The organism is Algibacter amylolyticus (genome assembly GCF_014202225.1).
Classification (GTDB): domain Bacteria; phylum Bacteroidota; class Bacteroidia; order Flavobacteriales; family Flavobacteriaceae; genus Algibacter_B; species Algibacter_B amylolyticus.
Window position 1 is genome coordinate 124,756 of sequence record NZ_JACHGE010000005.1, and the last position, 15,698, is coordinate 140,453.

14 protein-coding genes are annotated in these 15,698 nt (G+C 34.2%); all 14 read right to left on the reverse strand.

All coding sequences use genetic code 11. The features are described 5' to 3' along the window. Positions 1-7 precede the first annotated feature (7 nt). The 14 genes from HNQ90_RS11385 to HNQ90_RS11440 all read right to left on the reverse strand — a co-directional run bounded on the left by HNQ90_RS11385 (position 8) and on the right by HNQ90_RS11440 (position 15,653). A complete protein-coding gene (locus HNQ90_RS11385) occupies positions 8-1,066 on the reverse strand; it encodes a polysaccharide lyase family 7 protein (protein ID WP_144116195.1) in 1,059 nt (352 codons plus the stop codon). A gap of 853 nt (positions 1,067-1,919) precedes the next feature. Then, positions 1,920-2,480 (reverse strand): BfmA/BtgA family mobilization protein, encoded by a 561-nt coding sequence (locus HNQ90_RS11390; RefSeq protein ID WP_144116194.1) that lies wholly within the window; start codon positions 2,478-2,480, stop codon positions 1,920-1,922. A gap of 390 nt (positions 2,481-2,870) precedes the next feature. Then, on the reverse strand, positions 2,871-3,068 hold the full coding sequence (locus HNQ90_RS11395) for a hypothetical protein (RefSeq protein ID WP_144116193.1): 198 nt from the start codon (positions 3,066-3,068) through the stop codon (positions 2,871-2,873). A gap of 10 nt (positions 3,069-3,078) precedes the next feature. Beyond that, a complete protein-coding gene (locus tag HNQ90_RS18005; RefSeq protein ID WP_241678348.1) occupies positions 3,079-3,303 on the reverse strand; it encodes a DUF6876 family protein in 225 nt (74 codons plus the stop codon). Further along, positions 3,278-3,463 (reverse strand): DUF6876 family protein, encoded by a 186-nt coding sequence (locus HNQ90_RS18010; protein WP_241678347.1) that lies wholly within the window; start codon positions 3,461-3,463, stop codon positions 3,278-3,280. The genes HNQ90_RS18005 and HNQ90_RS18010 overlap by 26 nt, the downstream gene beginning before the upstream one ends. A 78-nt stretch (positions 3,464-3,541) precedes the next feature. Next, complete coding sequence (locus HNQ90_RS11405; RefSeq protein ID WP_144116192.1) at positions 3,542-3,895, reverse strand: single-stranded DNA-binding protein; 354 nt, start codon at positions 3,893-3,895, stop codon at positions 3,542-3,544. A gap of 858 nt (positions 3,896-4,753) precedes the next feature. After that, the gene (galE, locus tag HNQ90_RS11410) at positions 4,754-5,773 is read right to left on the reverse strand and encodes a UDP-glucose 4-epimerase GalE (RefSeq protein WP_144116191.1); all 1,020 of its coding nucleotides are present in this window, start codon (positions 5,771-5,773) and stop codon (positions 4,754-4,756) included. Positions 5,774-5,963: 190 nt separating this feature from the next. Then, positions 5,964-6,113: a hypothetical protein gene (locus tag HNQ90_RS18015; protein ID WP_241678346.1), complete on the reverse strand. Its 150-nt coding sequence runs from the start codon at positions 6,111-6,113 to the stop codon at positions 5,964-5,966. Positions 6,114-6,306: 193 nt separating this feature from the next. After that, positions 6,307-7,461, reverse strand: a complete 1,155-nt coding sequence (locus HNQ90_RS11415) for a sodium:solute symporter family transporter (protein WP_241678345.1) — start codon at positions 7,459-7,461, stop codon at positions 6,307-6,309. Between the two features lie 27 nt (positions 7,462-7,488). Next, positions 7,489-9,681, reverse strand: a complete 2,193-nt coding sequence (locus HNQ90_RS11420) for a T9SS type A sorting domain-containing protein (RefSeq protein ID WP_144116190.1) — start codon at positions 9,679-9,681, stop codon at positions 7,489-7,491. Positions 9,682-9,738: 57 nt separating this feature from the next. After that, the gene (locus HNQ90_RS11425) at positions 9,739-11,838 is read right to left on the reverse strand and encodes a sulfatase-like hydrolase/transferase (RefSeq protein WP_144116189.1); all 2,100 of its coding nucleotides are present in this window, start codon (positions 11,836-11,838) and stop codon (positions 9,739-9,741) included. A gap of 130 nt (positions 11,839-11,968) precedes the next feature. Further along, a complete protein-coding gene (locus tag HNQ90_RS11430; protein ID WP_172625855.1) occupies positions 11,969-12,664 on the reverse strand; it encodes a 3-keto-disaccharide hydrolase in 696 nt (231 codons plus the stop codon). A 41-nt stretch (positions 12,665-12,705) separates the two neighbouring features. After that, entirely contained in the window at positions 12,706-14,406 is a 1,701-nt protein-coding gene (locus HNQ90_RS11435) for a GH39 family glycosyl hydrolase (protein ID WP_144116187.1), read from the reverse strand. A gap of 47 nt (positions 14,407-14,453) precedes the next feature. Beyond that, entirely contained in the window at positions 14,454-15,653 is a 1,200-nt protein-coding gene (locus tag HNQ90_RS11440) for a mandelate racemase/muconate lactonizing enzyme family protein (protein ID WP_144116186.1), read from the reverse strand. Between the last annotated feature and the right edge of the window lie 45 nt (positions 15,654-15,698).

Genomic DNA, 15,698 nt, shown 5'->3' on the forward strand with positions numbered 1-15,698 from the left:
AGATTAATTATTTTAGAGTTGGCATGGTTCCTTCGCCAACGGTTGCTTCTTTAAACCAAACTTCGGCATAACAACCATTTGCATATTGTTTAGCAATATCGCCACCGTAAGTTTCGGCACCAGCATGCCATACGATATTATCTTCAGGGTCTTTTCCGTTTGTTTGATTGTAGGCACCTTGTTTAAAATAATTAATTTCGCCGGCATAAGCGCTATCGCGCTCTACACCATCTCTACCTATTGCAGCGTACAAGGTTTTTATTTGTTCTGGCATATCTGCCTTTGTGGAAAAATCAGACTTCAACAAGTTTTTAGTAAACGTTACTGTATCATGGCCTTTACTCTTAAAAGTAAGATACATGATACCTTTATAAACATTTATCTCATAACTAAACTCTTCGCCTAAAGCAATACCATCCTTAGGTTCTTCAGGATACGTTTCTGAACTAGCACCAACAACAGACATATCATAACCCCAAACAGGTGTTGAATAATCCCATCGTTTCGAGTTATCGCCAGCCGTATTAATTTCGTAATTCCAAAACACAGAACCTTTTGAATGACCAGGAAATTTTTTGTAAAAGATTTTTATGGGTTCGTTTTCATGACCTTCATCACTATGAATTTGACCAACTACTACCGAATACGAAGCCGCAACTCTAGCATCGCCAGAAACTGAAACATGCTGCACCTTTAAGGTTCCTGTTAACTTGCCACCTGTTTCTGGTATCCAATGTTTTTTCTGCCCTAACTCTGTTCTTGTATTACTAGATGTCCTAGACGTAATGCCGGAGTTTGGCGTTTTATAAACCACCCAATTAGTTTCCCCATCCGCAGCTACATAAAAGAAATCTTTGTGTTCAACATGTATTAAATCATTATAACTTTTACCATCACCACAAAGAATTTTCCATTCTGCCATAAAAGGAATAACATCACTTGGATAAATAGTAGTTATAGCTTCCTTTTCTGTTGCTTTTTTAGGTTTATTATTACAACTGCTCAATGCCAGTACACAAATCAATAAAAATGAATGTGTAAAAATATTAGTGATTTTGTTGGTCATCTTATTTTAAAGTTTTAGTTTAAGTCGCTATTAATCAGGATACGAAAAAGAATATCTTCTAATTAAAACCCAAATGGCATTGAACTTAACATAAAATAATTTAGTTCAATTTTACATTAATTTCTAAAAACAGAAATTGGTACACCAAATTGGTACACCAAATATAGAGACTATTTTGCTATTATTAAAATAAATTACGTTTTAAATATCAAAACCTCAATAAAACCATTGTAAAGACTGCTAAAACGCGAAGATTTAACAAAAACATTTAGCAAAGAATGAGCAAAATAAAGAAAGGCTATGCAAAAAGCAGAGTGCAGATTCAACTAAAATGATACAGATTTAAGGGTCTTATTATTAATTACCTTTAATATATAACAAAAAAAACACCGTTAATCATGGATTAACGGTGTTTTAAATAATTTCTAACTCTAGGTTAGTCGGGGTGGCAGGAAGCCATTCATATCCTACAAACCACTATATATCAATCATTTAAAAATTTTAAAAACAAGCTGTTAGCCGATTTGTTGACAAAACTATAAATGACCTCAAAATAAATTACTTTACTTACTGGTATTATAAATATATAGCTTATAAAGAACCAAAACAAGATAAATGTCTGTAAATTTTATAAAAAACAAACAATGCTTTCATACAACAGCAGAGTAAGTAAAATTATCTGAACAGATTATAAAAGAATATAGTTTATACTCACAAAAATTAGCTCGATAAAAATGGTACGAAAGTAATATGGTAAATTACATTGGGTAGGGAAAAATAAAGTCGTTAGTCATCATCAAAATTTAGCTTTTATATATTCCAACCTACATATTTTAGAATGGATCTTTCTCATTTAAGAATTACTTATATTTCTTCTAACTTTCTCAAGTTCACCCTCTGTAAGCTCCAATTTTAAATAGTCTTTACCGAATCTGCTTTTTACAACCTTAACCTTATCCAATAAATAAACAAAATCTTTTTTAACAGATTTCATATTCTGTTCTAAACGCTCATATCGTATTTTAGGTACGGTGACCTCTTTAAATTCTTTATCAGTTTGCACCTTCTTCTCCTTGACCTCTTTCTCCAAAATGAGCTTTTCCTGTTTAGGTTCAAACTCCATAAATAATGATTGCAACATCGCAGTTGTTGGTTTGTCATGATGCTTTTCGATATCCTTTATGATAGCAATTACTGCATTGATACGCTTCTTGATTTCACTCTCTAAAGTTTGCATATTTGGACCTAAAGTTTCGTTTGGCGAAATGCCATTTTCTTCGAAAAAATCAATCATTAATAACAATGTCATCGATTGTGATTTTGACATTTTTTTACAAAATTTTCGAAATCTATCTGCTACAGAAACCTTAATTCCTAGCTTCTCAAACCGCTCTTTTTCATATCCTTTATCCATTTTTTCTGAAAAAATTTGTTGTTTTTATTGGGTTGCGGGGATTTTTTCTGAAAAAACAATGTTTAAAATTCTAAAATCAAAACAATCAATCGCCGAAAGGTGTTAATTTCACTAGGGTTTTTAAAAAACTGAAAATCGAAACATCGCGCTAGCGTGTTACCCTCTTGCTATTCCTTTTCGTCCCGATTTATCGGGACAAAAAAAATACCATTACATCCAATAATGTAATGGCTTTTAATGTAACACGAATTGAAATTAGATTTTTTAAGAGTGTTCTTATTGAAGTTTAAAAGTATCTTTAGTAAACCACTCTTTTTGTTGCAGAATATAAAATAACAGGACAAAAAAAGACCTCTAAATAATTAAAGGTCCTGGGTTAATAATTTGATTTTAAATATTAAAAACATAGTCATAAGAATACAGATTTCTTAGAGCTTCTTCTTCCAATAGTTTGTCATATTCAATATGATGTTCTTCGGCGTAGCGTTTCAAATCATTTCCAAATTTATGCTCAACATTTTTTTTGGAAACCGAAACCAAACGTTCTTGGGTTTCGTTATCGAGGTTCGTATAATTGAGATATACCATAACGCAATTTTCAGTATTCACTTGGAAGCATCAGCGTATTATCCACGAAAAACAATCGCAATTCATCCAAAGGAAAATCGGTTACATCATATCGGTGCGTTTCAAAAATTTTATCATTTCCATCACTATAATTAATGATGGCTTCGCATTGCGTTTCAAACTGTTCCTTTTCAGAAAGTCGTTTAAAATCGATGGTAATAAAAGAACTTCTATTTGATAAACTTTTTTTTTGCAATTACTGAAGCATCTGTAATCAGCCAAAAGCATTCCGCTTCGTTGGCTAAATATTTCAATCCATCAGTAAAACGAGTTCCAATTAATGGGATTTTAAAAAACATTTCTGTACCACAAAAATATTGCAAATCGGCTTTTATTTTGTTAACTTTATCATTCATTGTAATTCTATTTTATAAGATTAATAATGAAAAAGAGAGCGCTACTTTTCCACAGGAACGCTCTCTTTTAATTTTAAATTATTCCGTAGTGTTATCCCCTTTAATTCCTAAAAGCAAGATTTCATCTACGACCACTTCGGTAACGTATTTATTTTCTCCCTCTTTGGTTTCATAAGAGCGTGAGGTCAATTTTCCCTCTAGTGCTACTTCTTTTCCTTTGCCTACATATTTCTCAACGATTTCGGCAATTTTTCCCCATGCCACAATATTGTGCCATTGGGTGTTTGTCACTTTTTCGCCTTTAGAATCTTTATAAGATTCATTAGTAGTGATTGAAAATTTTGCAACTTTCTTTCCGCTTTCAAGATTTGTGATTTCTGGCTCGTTTCCTACGTTGCCAATTAACTGTACTTTGTTTTTTAGAGTACTCATAATTAAAAAATTTAAAGATTAATTTACCTATCTGAACTATTCAGAAAGGCTTTAAAATTGATTTACTTATTATATCCAGAGCGTTTTCCTTTTTTTGTTTTCCTGCCTGCCGGCAGGCAGGTTTAACTTTTGTTCTGCTTCCTTTTTATTGATTTTGTAAGATTTCATAAGATTCATTTTAGATTTACTTCCCATATAGCCTTCGCTGTTACCTTTTTTTGTTGCTAAGTGTTTTTCAATATTTAGGTTTGTTTAGACATATAAAAAGAGCGAGGGAAGCCTGCGCTGAGCGCAGTCGAAGTGAGCCTGATTATGCTGTCGTTCAAAGCTGAATGTTGTTATTTTGCTGTCAAAAAAAGGTATGACGGTTTTGGATTACGGAAGTGAATATAAATTCTTTGTGAAATACAAAATCATAGGAAGTGGAACACAGTGACAAATACATTTTTATTCCTATTTAGCGGACTTGATTTACGCTTTTTCCTTGGAATGAAGTGTTCCTTTCCAGCGAAGCGGAAAGGGTTAACGGAATGAAAAGTCAAAAGTGAGGATTATGTCCAAGACCTTTGTTAATGAAGCTCTTTTTCTGGAATGTAGTTTTTACGGAATGCAGAGGAATGTGCTGATTGGCTTTAAAAAAATAGTAATATTAAAAAGCCACTAATCATCAACTTGACAATTAGTGGCTTTTAGTTTTACTGAACCAAACCTTTGTGTTTTAAACTCTTTATATCGGTTTATTCTCTTCTTATAATTAGCCTTTGGTTAATTTTCAAAATATTTAATTAGAATTGTTCCCTTTTTTATATACTTCTGAATACTCTCGCTTAAATCTAATTTATAAAAATGTATTCAGGTCTATTTAATACGCTGCTCCCATTTCCAAGCTGAGGATAACGCATCCTTTAAATCCAATTCAGGTTTCCAACCTAGCACATTATTTGCCTTTGTGGTATCAGCGTATGCTGCAATAACATCGCCTTCCCGCCTTTCTACAATTTTGTAATTTAATTTTTGGTTTGAAACTGCTTCAAAAGCAGAAATCACTTCTAACACTGATGAACCTTTCCCTGTACCTATGTTAAACACTTCATAATTGTCAGTATTATTACCACTGATAAGACGCTTTAGAGCAGCAACATGCGCTTTTGCTAAATCTACCACATGGATATAATCTCTTATACAAGTACCATCTTCTGTTGGATAATCATCGCCAAAAACAGATAATTCTTCCCGCAAACCCATCCCAGTTTGAGTAATAAAAGGTACTAGGTTTTGTGGGGTTCCAATTGGCAACTCGCCAATATTGACAGAGTCATGCGCCCCAATTGGATTAAAATACCTCAGAGCTATAGCTTTTAAATTTTCTGAAACTTTGCATGTATCATATATTATTTCTTCGCCTATTTGCTTTGTATTTCCATATGGAGACTCAGCTTCTTTTATTGGTGCAGCTTCAGTAATAGGCAATGTTTCTGCTTGACCATAAACCGTACATGATGAACTAAAAATAAAATTAGAAGATGCCTTCTTTTGTAATTCTTCTAAAATATAGATTAATGTATTTAGGTTATTCTCATAATACAATAACGGTAATTTCACGCTTTCACCTACTGCTTTGGAAGCTGCAAAATGAATAACACCTAAAACATCATGATGTCGGCTAAAAAAATCGACGACTAAAGGTTTGTCTCTTAAATCAAATTTTTCAAATATTGGTGTAATACTAGTTATCGCTTGTATACCTTTTAAAACCTCTTCTGTTGAATTTGAAAGGTTATCAATTATCACAACTTCAAACCCTTCATTTTGAAGTTCGACCACCACATGGGAGCCAACAAACCCCAATCCACCTGTAACTACTATTTTTTGTTTCATTTATTTTTATTTTATTTTGTTATTTATTTTTAAATTTTGAACTACCAAAATAAACAATACAATGCGGCAGTAACAATGCATATAACGAAAGTCCCAATATTGAATAATGGGGATGTTTTAAATAACTCTTTAGATAAATCAATACCCTTTTCATCATCCTTTCCTTTGTTTTGAAGATAACTCAATACAATTATACCAGCATTGTAATTACTGCTGTTAATCCCATTTGATGCATCCAAGGTTCTAACGCTGCAATTGGAATATATTTCAACAATAAAGCAACTGGAATAGATAAAAGTGCGCCCCAAATAGCAGCATTATTAGTTGTTTTTTTTTCCAAAACAACCCTAATATAAACACTGATAAAATGCCAGGGCTAACGACACCTGTCCATTCTTGAGTAAACTGAAATGCTTGATCTATCCCTCCTAAAAGCGGTGCCATAATTACAACAATGATTAATGAAACAGCTGCCGATATACGGCCCACATTCACAGTAACTTTATCATTGGCATTTTTTTAATATATTGCTTTTAAATATCCATAGTAAAAATGGTAGACGTAGAATTTAGCATAGAAGCCAAAGACGATACAATAGCAGCGGCTAAAGCAGCAAACGCGACTACTTTAAGTCCTGTTGGTAAAAATTGTAATAACCAAGGGTAAGCTTTATCAGCTTGCCCCGATGAAGGCAAACTCAATTGACCGGCTTCACCCAAACCTTTCATTATTTCAGGATCATTAACCATGACATAGGCAGCAATTCCAGGTATTACCACTATAAGTGGTATTACTATTTTTAAAGCTGCAGCCAATAAAATTCCTTTTTGAGATTCTTTTAAAGATTTAGCCGCTAATGTTCTCTGGATAATGTATTGATTAAAACCCCAATAATAAATATTGGCAACCCACAAACCACCAATAAGCACCCAAACACCAGGTAGATTTAAGTAATTGGCGTTGATACTTCCATCGGCATTAAACTCATCTAATATCATGTGAAATTTTTCTGGAGCAGCATCTACCACTTTCGAAAAACCTGATATGACACCTTCACCACCAGATACGGTATTTAAGGCTAAATAGGTTGTAGCTAACCCCCCTAATACCAAAAAGACGACCTGAATGACATCCGTCCAAGCTACTGCGGATAAACCACCATATAATGAATAAGTGGCAGCAAATAATGCTAGACCTATTACAGCATAAATCATATCTACTCCCATGATGGTTTCAATAGCCAATCCACCCAAGTATAATACGGATGCTAGATTAACAAACACATAAAGCGCAATCCAAAATACGGCAAGAATGGTTTTAAGGTTTGTAGAGAATCGTTTTTCAACAAACTCAGGTATCGTATATAAGCCTTTCTCAATAAAAATGGGTAAAAAATACTTACCCACTATAATTAAGGTTATGGCCGCCATCCATTCATATGATGCAATAGCTAATCCCAATGCAAATCCGGAACCTGACATGCCAATAAATTGTTCTGCAGAAATGTTCGCGGCTATTAAAGAAGCACCTATTGCCCACCAGGGCAGAGACTTACTTGCTAAAAAATAATCCTCAGCGTTTTTCTCGTGACCGTCCTTATCTCTAGAAACCCATAATCCCACGCCTAAAATTAAAATTGCATATGCTACAAAAACAGCATAGTCCAAAAATTCAAATCCATTTGTCATTATAATATGCTTTATTTAAATAATAATTTAATCTTGTTTTATAAATTTAAGAGTCTGTATTACACCTAATTTTTCGATAGTTAAAAAATACATCCCCTCATCTAATCCATTTAAATTAATATCATGATTGACAGGATAACCATTTGGTTTTAGCTTTAAATGCATTAACTGCTTACCTAATAACGAATAGACTTTCAAATTGAAGTCTCCTTCTATTTTGTTATTCAATTTTATAGTCAGTTTATCAGTTGCTGGATTTGGATAAACTTTAAACGTAGTTGTTTCAATTTCATTAGAAGTACTAAGGCTACTCATATCTGATGCCAAAGACCATTCATATAATGTATTGTCATCGGCTTCAGTACCCCCAGCATCAATAGTTCCATTTTCGGTATCATCATATCTTATCCAATTATTAGGATAAGCTTTTGGTATGAAACGTACTTGACTATTATCTAAAGAAACAGGTGTATAACGTGTATTATTGCTGTCGTAAGTATTTGTAGCTGCCAAAGTGAAACCTGACTTATCAACGGTTGAATTAAAATAAAACCGTACACTTTCGTTTACAGCAGAAACAATTAGAGCATAATTAGCATCGGCAGAAATTAGTAGTGTAAACACATTATCGGCAGTTAAATCAGCAGGTTCTGTTTTTGCATATATTTTATTACCATCCGTTCTGTCTACTCCCAAATATTTACCAGATCCAATTGACTTAATTACTAATTCCTTACCATAAGGTATTCCAACATCAAAACCATCTAGTGTTTCTAGTCTCTCGAAAACAGTAATATCGTTATTCTTAGCTGTAGCACTGCTACAATTTATCATTAACTCACCACCAACAGTAGTAGCACCTACACGTCCTTTATTTTCAAATGTTCTAGGAATAAGACTAAATTTATTATCCGCATAATTAAGTAATACAAAATCAAAACCAGCTGTAACATCATTGGTTACATATAACGGCAATTTTTGATTGTTTTTATCATACCCCACTTTATCTCCTCCTACAGTAAATAAATTTACATAACCTGTGGTCGCAGATTTTTCAACATAAAACTTAGCTTTACTTTCTTCAATTTCTAAAGGACTTTCTACAAGTGCGGTATTATCTTGAGAAATAGCTACTACACCGTTACCTACCTCAGACTTCCAGTAAAAGGCATCACCATAAGGAAACACGTCATCAACTGCTGTGCTTAGTTCTGCATAAATATTTGCATAATCGGTTTTGAATGCCACAACTGCCTCATGCGCTTTGGCTTGAAGATAATCACGCTCTTCAGTTTCAAAAATAAGTAGTCCTGGATTTCCATCTGGATCCAACTGGTTACTTCTCTTGACTCTGTCAAAATCTAAACCTTCTGGGCTTTCTCCAATAAGTGCAGAATAAAACATATTGGCAGTTATAAATCCACAACGCTGATTAGGATGATAATCATTAACATAGCAAAATGTTAGTTCTCCCCTTTCTTTTTGCACCATGTTCATGGCTAAGGGTACTGGAATGACTGCAAAAGCACCAATCTCTTCAGCTAAATCATGTGCTACTTTTAACTGTTTAGCAGTACGCTGTTGTAGAAGAGGTGAAGCCACTGGATGCGAATTCTGAACAAAAGGAGCCGTGATATAAAGAATTACTTTTACGCCTTGTGCTTGCGCTGCTTCTGCCAACCGTTTAGCATAAATAGCATATGCTTCACCATCAACCATATCATCACGCCAACTTTGAATTACAACATAATCCCATGCCGTCCTATTACCAGCTTGAATTTCTGTGAGTAATGCTTGGTGATCGGTAATAGCCTTATCAAAATATAATTTTGTGAAATCAGGTGCATCTTGCCCAATGATGTTCCAATAATCACTCCACTCCTGTGGGTCTGGTGCTTCTATTAATGCTTTGTATCCTGTAATGATGGCAATACGCTCATTAATGGTTGCTTCATTAATAGTTGCTTCTTCTATATAAGATTGAGACATGTAATAATTATGATGTCTAAACATATCATTTCCAGGATATGTAATTCGTTCAGCGTTTACAGTGGTGTTAGGATTTCCTAGTTCTACTACCTCTTTTACCAAATTTGGCACTTCGTTAGTGAAGGTAAAACTATTCCCTAAGAACAAAATATTAATATTTTCAGTTTGTGCGGAAATTCGGGTCATCAAAAATGCTGATAGGATGACGACTAAAAGTGAAATTTTTTTCATTTATATTTTTTTAAATTAATTACGACAATTATTTATTTAAATAAACTGATTTGGTTCTTATTTAAGCACAATCTTTAAACTTTCTGATTTATCTACTGATGTAACCTTTAATATATACATACCTCTGTTCCATATAGCTGTATTCAATTTTAGTGAATCTGATGACGCCTTTTTACTATATAATTTCTTACCTAATAAATCGAAAACATCTATGTGATCCCCTGAGGATATTCCTGAAAGATTTAAAATACTATCTGTTGGATTAGGCCATGCTTTAAATGATTTTGTTGAATTGTTTTCCGATATAGATAATGAACCTGAAGCTGTTGGTACTTTCCATTGGGTATTATCACCAACAGCAGTGGTTACTGTTAATTTAAGTGCTAACCCACTACCTTTTGAAGAATACAACCATTGGCCACTGGCTTTGTGTTCAACGCGAGAGTAGGTATTATCCACATTAATAATTTTCCATTTGGTATTATCACTTGTATCACTTTTTGCAACTAGAGTTATGTTCTTTAAAGCGGATGTTAAACAATGTAACCAACGTTGTGACCCCATATGCTCGATACGATAATAATCAGAATCATCAGCGATTGGAATTAGTTCCCATTCTGCATTTTCTCCAATGATATTGGAATTATCTAAATCAACTTCGGCGCCTTTATCCGTTTCATTATTATGCAATTTTTGACCACTAGATTTATGCTCAATAAAATTGTTTTCAACCTTTTGCTTTACTGGTATTTCAGCCACCATTTCATCAATAATAGCCGAATAATCGGAATTATAAGCTAGATTATACCATTCCAACTCGTCAGTCTCTAAATTATAAAGTTCTTGACTCCCATCTGCATATTGTAGGTAACTCCAATTTCTTAAACGTACGGAAACATTTTCCGAAGAACCGCGATACGTTATCGCAGGATATTCCCAATTTTCGGAATGATTTAACAAAAGTGGTTTTAAACTATGTCCATCCAAATGCGTTGGTAAAGTTGTACCACATAAATCTGCTATAGTTGGATAAATATCTAGAAGAGATACAGGTGTTATCACCTCCCCTTTCCAAGTAAGATCCATTGGATTATGAATTAATAATGGTGTACGAGATGCTTGTCTCCAAAGGGCATTTTTATCCCAAAGTCCCTTTTGTCCATGACTAAACCCGTGATCTCCAAATACAACAATAATCGTATTGTCTGCATATTCAGAATTTTCTAAGGCATCGATAAGACGACCAAAATTTTCATCCATAAACGTAACACTTGCCAAATATCCCTGCACGAGCGTTTTTGACCAACCCGTTTCAACTATTCTATCATTGTTATCCTCCGGAATCATAACATTTAAGGCATACGGCGAAATATCATCTGTATCATTTGCAATAGCATCCGGTAATTGGATTTCATCTAAAGGATACTTATCAAAAAATCGTTGTGGTGCCGTCCATGGATTGTGAGGTCTATAATACCCCATAGTTGCCATAAAGGGCTTATCATGCGCTTGTTCTAAGAAAGAAATAATTTTGTCAGTATTGGTAACATCTGCAAAGTCTGATTCCTCCCCTTCATGCACTCCAACATCAAAATTGGCAACATTCTCAGAAATTCCACTTGGTTTAGTGCTATTTTTAACCCCTGGACCATAACCGCCATCAAGATGGGTCATATCATCCCAAGTACTTGCTAATTTTTCTGGAGTGCTTCGGTATCCGTTGTTTTTATTGCCATGATACAATTTTCCTGCCCATATAGTTTCATAATCATTGTTTTTTAAATGCTCTGGAAGTGTAACAATATTATCTATAATTTCTGCATCTGCCCATTTACGATTATTACCATAAACTTCCGTTTTTATAGGTAATAGGCCTGTTATAAAAGCAGTACGGGATGGATTACAAATTGGCGAAGCAGAATAAGCATTATTAAACTTCGTACTTTTGGCAGCTAGTTTATCAAGATTTGGCGTGATTACCTGTTCATTCCCAAGGTAATTGGTCCAATCGTTCATGTCATCAATAACCACCATTAAAATATTAGGGCGATCTCCTTGTTCTGATTGACTAAACATTGGGGTAACCCAAAATAAGACAAAGAAAAAGGCTAAAATAAAAATGCTTTTTTTATTTAAAATGTTAGGTTTAGTATTCATATCTATTATTTTAACATTATGTTTTAACTGTTTTATTTAGCATTATTCCTAACCCACCTTTTCTATTTACAAACATGGTATAACAATATAAAAAGAAGGCTTTTTTCAATCCGTTGTAAAACCAATTTGATTAATTATCTTTTTCTAGTTTTTCAATTACAATATTGCGAAAGGACAAGTCTTTAAATTCTGCCTGTAGCGTTATGTACCCACTTGTTACAGGTTCATTGCTTATCGTTCTACACTGAATGGCTTTATTTATTAAGGTTCCATTCAACCAAACACTTATTTCATCCTTTTCACAGCGAATTTTTAAAGTGTTCCATTCATTATAAAAGTGCTCAACAGTACTACTATCTGACCTTCTGAATACAGCTTCTCCTTTACTTGGAAAACCTGATTCTTGATCAATTTCTAATCCTTTTCTTAAAAGATCTCCAGCAGTAGTTTTTCTTAATTGCACTTCAATCGAATTAGGAAAAGCACCGTTATCCTGATCAAAACCTTCTTGCCCGTGAATCCAAATTCCACTATTTCCAGATTTCTTATCTTCTCCTGACGATAGCCATTTATATTCCAAAGTCAGTTCATAGTCTCCGTAGACTTCATTGGTACGCATTCCGCTTTGTGTTTTATACGAATCCCCTCCGGTTGCAAGCAAATCTCCATTGGGTTGAATGTGCCAGTATAAACCTCTATCAAATGGCTCACATTTGTATCCAAATGTCCAACCTTGAAATGTTCCTTTCCAAAGTTTTTCTTGAGCAAAACTTCTATTAATAGACAAAGACAACAATATTCCTAGAGTAATTATAATGGATCTCAAATTTTTAAGCATGACATATATTTTAATAGTGATTACTAGATTTAATATGAAAATTGAAACAATGAAATCCCTTGACGTGGAAGTTTCATTTTTATTGTAGTTTCTCCTTTTTCAATGGTTAACCATTTAGGCGAAGTGTATAATTGTAACTGTCCCGCTTTTTCAAGTTTTGAAATTTGCTCTAGAGTGGGATCTTGAGGTGACCCCATCCCTTTCCAGACTGTAAATGAGTTACTGTGTTCTTGATCTACTCTGTAATGGTTCAATAATACTTTGCCTACTGGCAACCCTTCTACTTTTATTTCTACATGGGCATCAGGAACATTAAGGTTATTATTATCATGATAATTCCAAACCATAATAGTTGATGCGTTTTTAGCTTTTGCTGCAATAGCATTTACATCGGGGTTACCACGCACGCTTTCATCTCGCAACTTTAAATAATCATATTCTAAGTTACCTGAAACCTTAACTCTATTGCCCTGCATCAAACCAAACATTCTAAAAACATTCAATACAGGCTTATCCACCCCATTTGTTGCCATATCACGAAATCCAGCAAACCAAGGTTGATCTTCAAACTCAAATCCCCAAGTAACAGCGCTAAAAAGATTGACATCAAAATGATCAGCCAACTCATATTTACGGGCAAAAGCTGCTGCCGTATAACTGGCGTACATGGTATTGTTGCGATACGCATTTTGCGGGTAATCATTTTCAGAACAGGCTGCACAACCTTCTGGATCTGATTCTCCTATAATAATTGGCAAGTGTTTTAATGTTGGATAAGATGCTACAATTTCAAAACCTTTACTGATATCCCGCAATTGCTTGCCCATATTCATTTGTACCAAGCTATCTACCATAGTAGGTTTGCCTTTAGCGTGAAACGTAATAAAATCAAGTGGAGAGCCCGTTTTTCCTGTTACATAGTTTTTACCACTAACGACATGATCTAAAAACGCACGTAGAAATTTCTCTGCTCCTTTTCCTCCGGGACCTGTTGTTTCTGGACCACCTATTTTAGCTAAGGGTAAAGCACGTTTCACGGCATCGGCTGTATAATCATATAGTTTAATATACTCCTCGGTAGTCCCCTGCCAATAGCCAATATTGGGTTCATTCCATAATTCCCAATACCAACTTTCTACTTCTTCCTTTCCATAGCGTTCTACAGAATGTATTACCCATTGATAAATCAATTCTGCCCATTTATTATAATCATTGGGAGGATAAGACCAACCTGCAAAAATGCGGTTATACTTAGCGCCAGAAATCCAATCATTTCTATAAGGTTCAGGCTTAGATGAAAGGGCTTTTGGCATAAAAGCTATTTGAGCAATAGGCTTCATGCCTCTTTCAATATAGGTGTCAAAAATTTTATCAACTACCGTCCAATCATAAATGGGATTACCATTTTCATCTTCAGTATAAGCATTTGTAGATCCCCATTTTAAGGCTATATCGCCTTCGTGGGTTACCAATAAACTATGCGCACGAACGTAAACGGGTACAGCACTTAAATCTGCAATTTCTGAAAGCAGCTTTTTGCCATCTTTCATATAGGTATAATTCGGCTCATCATAACCCCAGCTCCCCCATATGGGGTTCATTTCTCCTACTTCCTTATTAAAATCTATATTAATAGAAATAGGTGCTTCATTACTTTGAGCGTTAAGATTTATAGTTATTATCTGCAAACAAAATGCTAGATAGATACTAAGTAAAAATTTAGTTTTCATTGGAATAGTTTTATAATAATCATTAACCTCATCGTAATCTATACGTACTATTTTTTTAATATTTTCATACCAAAACCAGGAGCGTCAGATACTTTTACTACTCCATCAATAATGGGATAATTACCATAATCTATATCATCAGAGAGACAGGTAACCCCTTCAACGGTGCATACATTACCAAGTCCTGCAGCGAGATGAAGATTATAATTAGTTTTTAATGCACTTCCCCATGAATGTGGACTTGCTTGCATATTCATTTTTTTAATCTGTGGCATGAGTTTTATCCATTTTGAAAAACCATACCCCATAACATCAGCAAGAAGTACATCCATAACTTGTTCTTTTCCTAATTGTAAACAAACGTCTAAATTGGGCTTCCGTTCTCCGTCTGCGTAATAGGTGTTTTCAAAGCCATTTTCATTCATCCATGTTTTTAATTTTCGTCCTGCATCTAATTCTTCTATGAATGGTTCTTCCATCCAATACAAGGGCACATCTGTAATGCCTTTTAAAAAGCTAATGGTATCCTCTAGTGAGTACATGTCATTAGCATCTACTAAAATCTGAGTCTTTCTGCCTTTGAATGTATTATGAATAAGGTTTACAACTTCAATGTCTTTTTCTAAACCTTTTTGATGCGGGTACCATCTTCCACTGCGGCCTATTTTTACTTTTAATTGGCGGTAACCATAATTATAATCCCACTCACAATTTTCAAGAATAGCGTCCATTCCTTTAGTCTCACTACCAGGATTTAGCTCATCTAAATAAATCATGCCGCTATAAATAGGTACTTGGTTAGATGCTTTATTACCAATTAATTTATAAACGGGCTCGTTTAATATCACACCCATTAAATCATGTAGTGCTGTATCAACACGACTATCTAAAGTTTCAATAATTCCATTGCCAGGAGTAATCAAATCAGAAACCTTTTTGTTTTTAATTAAAGGAATAATCTCGCTGGCTTTTTTATCAGACAACCCCCAACCCATGGCGCCTTGATTGGTATATATTTTTAAAAGTGTGTTTTTATGTTTCTGACCATGAAAATCTAATCGTCCATTTTTACCAACAAAACGTGACCATCTGAAATCAACTTCAACTAGTTCACATCTGTCAATAACATGTTTTTCTAACTCTTTAATTTGACTTTGGGCTATAGATGAGCATGACCAAAGACTTGGCACTAAAGCAGTACCTGCAATTGCTGTACCTGATAGTTTAATAAATTGACTTCGTTTCATATTTAGTGGTATTTAAGTTTATTTTTATAAAATGGCTATTTCTAA

Coding starts and splice junctions, on each gene's coding strand:
- HNQ90_RS11385 (WP_144116195.1), bottom strand. CDS start 1,066: ATGACCAACAAAATCACTAATATTTTTACACATTCATTTTTATTGATT.
- HNQ90_RS11390 (WP_144116194.1), bottom strand. CDS start 2,480: ATGGATAAAGGATATGAAAAAGAGCGGTTTGAGAAGCTAGGAATTAAG.
- HNQ90_RS11395 (WP_144116193.1), bottom strand. CDS start 3,068: ATGGTATATCTCAATTATACGAACCTCGATAACGAAACCCAAGAACGT.
- HNQ90_RS18010 (WP_241678347.1), bottom strand. CDS start 3,463: ATGAATGATAAAGTTAACAAAATAAAAGCCGATTTGCAATATTTTTGT.
- HNQ90_RS11405 (WP_144116192.1), bottom strand. CDS start 3,895: ATGAGTACTCTAAAAAACAAAGTACAGTTAATTGGCAACGTAGGAAAC.
- galE (WP_144116191.1), bottom strand. CDS start 5,773: ATGAAACAAAAAATAGTAGTTACAGGTGGATTGGGGTTTGTTGGCTCC.
- HNQ90_RS11415 (WP_241678345.1), bottom strand. CDS start 7,461: ATGACAAATGGATTTGAATTTTTGGACTATGCTGTTTTTGTAGCATAT.
- HNQ90_RS11420 (WP_144116190.1), bottom strand. CDS start 9,681: ATGAAAAAAATTTCACTTTTAGTCGTCATCCTATCAGCATTTTTGATG.
- HNQ90_RS11425 (WP_144116189.1), bottom strand. CDS start 11,838: ATGAATACTAAACCTAACATTTTAAATAAAAAAAGCATTTTTATTTTA.
- HNQ90_RS11435 (WP_144116187.1), bottom strand. CDS start 14,406: ATGAAAACTAAATTTTTACTTAGTATCTATCTAGCATTTTGTTTGCAG.
- HNQ90_RS11440 (WP_144116186.1), bottom strand. CDS start 15,653: ATGAAACGAAGTCAATTTATTAAACTATCAGGTACAGCAATTGCAGGT.